General features: G+C 67.2%; 5 protein-coding genes. 3 read left to right on the forward strand and 2 right to left on the reverse strand.

From position 1 onward, the window contains the following. The first annotated feature begins 102 nt into the window (after positions 1-102). Both quiC and ACO6VM_RS12130 read left to right on the forward strand, forming a co-directional pair. Positions 103-2010, forward strand: a complete 1908-nt coding sequence (gene quiC / locus ACO6VM_RS12125; protein ID WP_401060722.1) for a 3-dehydroshikimate dehydratase QuiC — start codon at positions 103-105, stop codon at positions 2008-2010. A gap of 236 nt (positions 2011-2246) precedes the next feature. After that, on the forward strand, positions 2247-2909 hold the full coding sequence (locus ACO6VM_RS12130; RefSeq protein WP_110995941.1) for a TetR/AcrR family transcriptional regulator: 663 nt from the start codon (positions 2247-2249) through the stop codon (positions 2907-2909). A 96-nt stretch (positions 2910-3005) separates the two neighbouring features. Here the strand turns inward: ACO6VM_RS12130 and ACO6VM_RS12135 are convergent, their stop codons facing one another. Together ACO6VM_RS12135 and aroQ are read right to left on the reverse strand one after the other, a co-directional pair. Beyond that, complete coding sequence (locus ACO6VM_RS12135; RefSeq protein ID WP_422403324.1) at positions 3006-3854, reverse strand: shikimate dehydrogenase; 849 nt, start codon at positions 3852-3854, stop codon at positions 3006-3008. Beyond that, positions 3851-4297: a type II 3-dehydroquinate dehydratase gene (aroQ, locus tag ACO6VM_RS12140; RefSeq protein WP_401060725.1), complete on the reverse strand. Its 447-nt coding sequence runs from the start codon at positions 4295-4297 to the stop codon at positions 3851-3853. Before aroQ ends, ACO6VM_RS12135 begins: the two co-directional genes overlap by 4 nt. Positions 4298-4866: 569 nt before the next feature. Between aroQ and ACO6VM_RS12145 the strand changes: the two genes are divergently transcribed. Then, the gene (locus ACO6VM_RS12145; RefSeq protein ID WP_401060727.1) at positions 4867-6069 is read left to right on the forward strand and encodes a TolC family protein; all 1203 of its coding nucleotides are present in this window, start codon (positions 4867-4869) and stop codon (positions 6067-6069) included. Positions 6070-6116 lie beyond the last annotated feature (47 nt).

The raw sequence follows: 6116 nt of genomic DNA on the forward strand, positions 1-6116 counted from the left end.
TGCGCGCAAGCTACCCCCCTGCATCGAGATTAGTAACCGCCTGTACTCCCCCCCCCCCGCGATGAGTTCATTGCACACCCCCAATAACAAGGAACACCCGCCATGCAGCGTTCGATCGCCACCGTGTCCCTCAGCGGCACCCTGCCAGAGAAACTCGAAGCCATCGCCGCCGCAGGCTTCGACGGCGTCGAGATCTTCGAAAACGACCTGCTGTATTACGCCGGCAGCCCCCGCGAGATCCGCCAGATGTGCGCCGATCTGGGGTTGGCCATCACCCTGTTCCAGCCGTTTCGCGACTTCGAGGGTTGCCGCCGCGAGCGCCTGCACAAGAACCTCGACCGCGCCGAGCGCAAGTTCGACCTGATGCAGGAGCTGGGCACCGACCTGGTGTTGGTGTGCAGCAACGTGCAGCCCGATGCCCTGGGCGATGAGCAGTTGCTGGTGGACGATCTGCGCCTGCTCGCCGAGCACGCAGGCCGTCGTGGCCTGCGCATCGGCTACGAGGCATTGGCCTGGGGCCGCCACGTCAACACCTACCAGCAGGTGTGGAACCTGGTGCGCCAGGCCGACCACGCGGCGCTGGGGGTGATCCTCGACAGTTTCCATACCTTGTCGCTCAAGGGCGACCCGAGCGCCATCCGCGATATCCCGGGCGACAAGATCTTCTTCGTGCAGATGGCCGATGCGCCGATCCTGGCCATGGACGTGCTGGAGTGGAGCCGGCATTTCCGCTGCTTCCCTGGGCAGGGCGAGATGGACCTGGCCGGTTTCCTTGCGCCGATCCTGGCCACGGGCTACCGCGGGCCGTTGTCGCTGGAGGTGTTCAACGACGGCTTCCGCGCCGCGCCCCCTCGGCAGAATGCCGCCGATGGCCTGCGCTCGCTGTTGTACCTGGAAGAGAAGACTCGCCTGCAACTGGAGCGCGAGGCCCGGGCCGTGGAGCCGGGCGTGCTGTTTGCGCCGCCTGCCGCCAGCGCCTACGACGGCGTGGAGTTCCTTGAGTTCGCGGTCGACGAGGCGGTCGGCGCGCGGCTGGGCGTGTGGCTCAAGCGCCTGGGTTTCGCCGAGGCCGGCGCGCACCGCAGCAAGGCCGTGCGCCTGCTGCGCCAGGGCGAGATCAATATCGTGCTCAACGCCGAACCCTATTCGTTTGCCCACAACTTCTTCGAGGCCCACGGCCCGTCGCTGTGCGCCACCGCGTTGCGGGTGAAGGACGGCCCGGCAGCGCTGCAGCGCGCCACCGCCTACCGCGGCCAGCCGTTCCGTGGCCTGGTCGGCCCCAACGAGCGGGAGATCCCTGCCGTGCGCGCGCCTGATGGCAGCCTGCTGTACCTGGTCGAGCCCGAAGGCGCAGGCCTGAGCATCTACGACACCGACTTCCGCCTGGAGCAGGGCGCCACCGCCAGTGGCGGCTTGCAGCGCATCGACCATATGGCCTTGGCGCTGCCCGCCGAGGCGCTGGACAGCTGGGTGCTGTTCTACAAGAGCGTGTTCGATTTCACCGCCGACGACGAGGTGGTGCTGCCCGACCCCTACGGCCTGGTCAAGAGCCGCGCCCTGCGCAGCCACTGCGGCACCTTGCGGGTGCCGCTGAACATCTCCGAGAACCGCAATACCGCCATTGCCCATGCGCTGAACAGTTACCGCGGCTCGGGCGTGCACCATATCGCCTTCGACTGCGACGACATCTTCCGCGAAGTGGCACGGGCCAAGGAGGCCGGGGTGCCGTTGCTGGAGATCCCGCTGAACTACTACGACGACCTGGCGGCGCGCTTCGATTTCGACGATGAGTTCTTGAGTGAACTGGCGTACTACAACGTGCTGTACGACCGCGATGCCCAGGGCGGCGAACTGTTCCACGTGTACACCGAACCGTTCGAAGGGCGGTTCTTCTTCGAAGTCCTGCAGCGCAAGGGTGGCTATGCCGGATACGGCGCGGCCAACGTGGCGGTGCGTCTGGCCGCGATGGCCAAGGCGCGTAGCGGGGTAGGGCGTAAAACAGTGTTGTGAGGCATCGCGGGGGGAACACAAACACCCCACCTTTCTGTGGGCCCGGGAGACTGGCACTTTCCCGTGAGTTCGGGCTGATCCAGTAAGCCGCCCCGGCATCCTCCACGTGGGAGCGGGCTTGCCCCGCGATGAGTCCAGATGGGCCAAACCTGACCACCCGACCAACAGCGCGCTTCCCTGCGCCGCCCGGCTCACGGATAATCCTGCGGATTCCTACAATGAGCCTGTGAGTCGGTATGAGTGATTCGGTAGTCCAGCCAGAAGCCGAAGGGGTGCGCAAAACGCGCAAGAACAACCCGGAGAAGACCCGCGAGAACATTCTCCAGGCCGCCATCACCGAGTTCGTCCAGCAGGGCCTGGCCGGCGCACGGGTGGACGCCATCGCCGAGCGCACCGCCACCTCCAAGCGCATGATCTACTACTACTTCGGCAGCAAGGAGCAGCTGTACGTCGAGTGCCTGGTCAAGCTCTACGGCGATATCCGCAAGACCGAGCACAGCCTTGACCTGGAATCGCTGGCCCCCGAGCAGGCGATCCAGCGCCTGGTGGAGTTCACCTTCGACCACCATGCCAACAACGTCGATTTCGTGCGCATCGTCTGCACCGAGAACATTCACTACGGCGAGTACGTCAAGCAGTCGCCGGTGATCCGCGAGATGAGCAGCATGGTGCTCGATGCACTGGGCAAGATCCTCGCCCGTGGCGAGCGCGAAGGCGTGTTCCGCCCGGGGATCGAGGTGATCGACCTGCACATGCTGATGAGTTCGTTCTGCTTCTACCGGGTGTCCAACCGCCACACCTTTGGCGATATCTTCCAGATCGACCTGTCGGACGAGCAGGTCAAGCAGCGCCACAAGCAGGTGATCTGCGAGGCGGTGATGCGTTATATCAAGGCCTGATCGCGCAACGCCCATCGCGGGGCAAGTCGCAGCGGCGCACCGCCGCTCCCACGCTGCTGTCTTGCGTGGGAGCGGGCTTGCCCCGCGATGGCTCGCTCAGTCAAAACTGGCGAAATGCGCCTGCATGCGCTCGGCATCGGCCGTGCGCCCGCTGAACAGCTCGAACGCCTTCACCGCCTGGAACACCGCCATGGTGCCGCCATCCAGCGTGCGGCAGCCCAAGGCCCGGGCATGGCGCAGCAGTTCGGTCTCCAGCGGGAAATAGATGATCTCCGCCACCCACAGCCGGGCATGCAGCAGCGTGGCCGGCAGGGGCATGCCCGGCAGCTTGGTCATGCCCACCGGCGTGGTGTTGACCAGGCCATCGGCCTCGGCCACTGCGCAGGCCAAGTCACTGCCGAGCACTGCGCGGCCGACACCGAAGTGCTGGGTAAGGTTGTCCACCAGCGCCTGGCCACGGGCCGCGTCCACCTCGAACAGCACCAGCTGCTCGACCCCTTCGGCCAGCAGCGCATGGGCCACCGCCGAGCCCGCACCGCCGGCGCCCAGTTGCACCACCTGACGCCTGGCCACGTCCGGCAGGCCACGCCGCAGGCCTTCGGCGAAGCCCAGGCAGTCGGTGTTGTGGCCGACCCGTTTGCCGCCGCGCAGCACCACGGTGTTCACCGCGCCGATACCCCGCGCCTCGTCCGAAAGGTCGTCGAGCAAGGGCAGGATCGCCTGCTTGAACGGGAAGGTGATGTTCAGCCCGGTGAAGCCGGTGCGCTCGGCCGCATCGAGCAGTTGTGCCAGGGCGCTGTCGTCCACGCCCAGTTGGTCGGCGTCGATCAGCCGGTACAGGTAGCGCAGCGCCTGGGCATCGCCTTCGTGCTCGTGCAGCGCCGGGGTGCGCGAGGCCTGGATGCCACGGCCGATCAGGCCGGCGAGGATGCCTGGAGTGCTCATGCCTGCTCCTTGAAGTGCTCGGCGAAGTACGCCAGGGCCATCTTGTAGCCTCGGCTGCCGAGGCCACAGATCACGCCGACGGCGATGCTGGAGACGAACGACAGGTGACGGAACGGTTCGCGCTTGTGCACGTTGGACAGGTGCACTTCGATCACTGGCAGCTCGCTGGCGATCAGCGCGTCGCGGATGGCGACCGAGGTGTGGGTCCAGGCGGCGGGGTTGATCAGGATGCCGTGGCAGCGGCCACGGGCGGCGTGGATCCAGTCGAGCAGTTCGCCTTCGTGGTTGGTCTGGCGAAATTCCAGCTCCAGGCCCAGTTCAGCGGCATTGGTGGCGCACAGGTTGGCCAGGTCGGCGAGGGTTTCGTGGCCGTACTGGGCCGGTTCGCGGGTGCCCAGCAGGTTCAGGTTGGGGCCGTTGAGCACGAGGATTCGGGGGGTCATGGCGGGGTATCGCTTTGTTGTTTTTGGATGTTGTGAGTTTTGTACTACCCGGTTAGTTTCGTCAAATGGTCGGCCTGGAAAATGGGCGATTATCGGACTGGGTGGGGGCCGGGATGGGTTCGCCGGTGTTTTTGCGGCGCCTATGAGATCGAGCGCCGCCCGCGCGGCGCTTCGCGGGTAAACCCGCTCCCACAGTTTGTTTCGGGCCAATTATTCCTGTGAAAGTACCGGCGCGTGCCTTGGTGCACGCCTTGAGCCATGTGGGGCGGCGGCAACGTCCACACTGAAACTGCGTCGTACCAACAAGGCGGACCAGGTGATGGCACAGGAAAGACTGGCCCGAAACAAACTGTGGGAGCGGGCTTGCCCCGCGATGCGCCGCGCGGGCGGCGCTCGATCTTGAGAGCGCTGCAAGGCTGTCGCCCTACACCCGGTGGCCCGCACACGATCCAGGCCAGGCGCCCGCCGAGATTACAAAATTGTAATCCTCACGCCACCGCCCCGATAACCACCGCTCCCTACAGTCCCTCGCCAACGCATTCCGCCGCGCGTCGACGAGGACCCAAGCCGTGCCCATCCCCCGCAAGATCGCCTTGCTCTGCCTGTTGCTGGCCGGCCCCGCCAGCGCTCAGGGCCTGAGCCTGGACCAGGCGCTCGCCGCCGCCTTCGCCGAAAACCCCGAACTCGCCGCCGCCAGCCGCGAGATCGGCATTGCCGAGGGCGAGCGCCGCCAGGCCGGGCTGATCCCCAACCCCGAGCTGTCCTGGGAGGTCGAGGACACCCGCCGCGATACCAGCACCACCACCGTCACCCTCAGCCAACCGCTGGAACTGGGCGGCAAGCGCGGTGCGCGCATCGACGTGGCCCAGGCCGGCCAGACGGTCGCCCAACTGGAACTGGAGCGCCAGCGCAACGGCCTGCGCGCCGACGTGATCCAGGCCTTCCATGCCGCCCTGCGCGCACAGACCGCGCTGGAGCTGGCGCAGCAGTCCCAGGCCCTGACCGAGCGCGGGCTGCGGGTGGTACAAGGGCGGGTCAAGGCCGGCCAGTCGTCACCGGTCGAGGCGACCCGCGCCCAGGTGCAGCTGGCCCAGGCCGAGGCGGCTGTGCGCCGTGCCCGTACCCAGCGCAGCGTGGCCTGGCAGGCCCTGGCGCGGCTGACCGGCAGCGCCAGGGCCGGCTTCGACAGCCTCGACGGCAGCAACCTGTCACCTGGCCCGGCACCCCAGGCCGAGCAGTTGCTGGGCAAGGTCGAGCAAACCGCCGACTGGCGCCTGGCCGCGGCGCAGATCGAGCGTGGCGAGGCCAGCCTGGGTTCGGAGAAGGCCAAGCGCATCCCCGACCTGACCGTGAGCGTCGGCAGCCAGTACAGCCGCGAGGACCGTGAGCGGGTCAATGTGGTGGGGCTGTCGATGCCGCTGCCGCTGTTCGACCGCAACCAGGGCAACGTGCTGGCCGCTTCGCGCCGCGCCGATCAGGCCCGCGACCTGCGCAATGCCGTGGAGTTGCGCCTGCGCAGCGATACCCGCAGTGCCCTCGACCAGTGGGCCACGGCCATGGGCGAGGTGCAGGCCTATGACCGCACCATCCTGCCGGCGGCGCAGCAGGCGGTGGACACCGCGACCCGCGGCTTCGAGATGGGCAAGTTCGCGTTTCTCGATGTGCTCGATGCCCAACGCACCTTGATCGAGGCGCGCGGGTTGTACCTCGAGGCGCTGGCCTCGGCCACCGATGCCCGGGCGCAGGTGGAGCGTATCTACGGCGAGCTCTGAGCCGCAGCCCATCGCGGGGCAAGCCCGCTCCCACGAGTCTTGGCTTT

It is taken from the genome of Pseudomonas sp. GZD-209 (assembly GCF_049310485.1).
GTDB classification, from domain to species: Bacteria; Pseudomonadota; Gammaproteobacteria; order Pseudomonadales; family Pseudomonadaceae; genus Aquipseudomonas; species Aquipseudomonas sichuanensis.

Excerpts from the sequence above, each read along its gene's own strand:
- ACO6VM_RS12130 (WP_110995941.1), top strand. The coding sequence starts at position 2,247 with ATGAGTGATTCGGTAGTCCAGCCAGAAGCCGAAGGGGTGCGCAAAACG.
- quiC (WP_401060722.1), top strand. The coding sequence starts at position 103 with ATGCAGCGTTCGATCGCCACCGTGTCCCTCAGCGGCACCCTGCCAGAG.
- aroQ (WP_401060725.1), bottom strand. The coding sequence starts at position 4,297 with ATGACCCCCCGAATCCTCGTGCTCAACGGCCCCAACCTGAACCTGCTG.
- ACO6VM_RS12135 (WP_422403324.1), bottom strand. The coding sequence starts at position 3,854 with ATGAGCACTCCAGGCATCCTCGCCGGCCTGATCGGCCGTGGCATCCAG.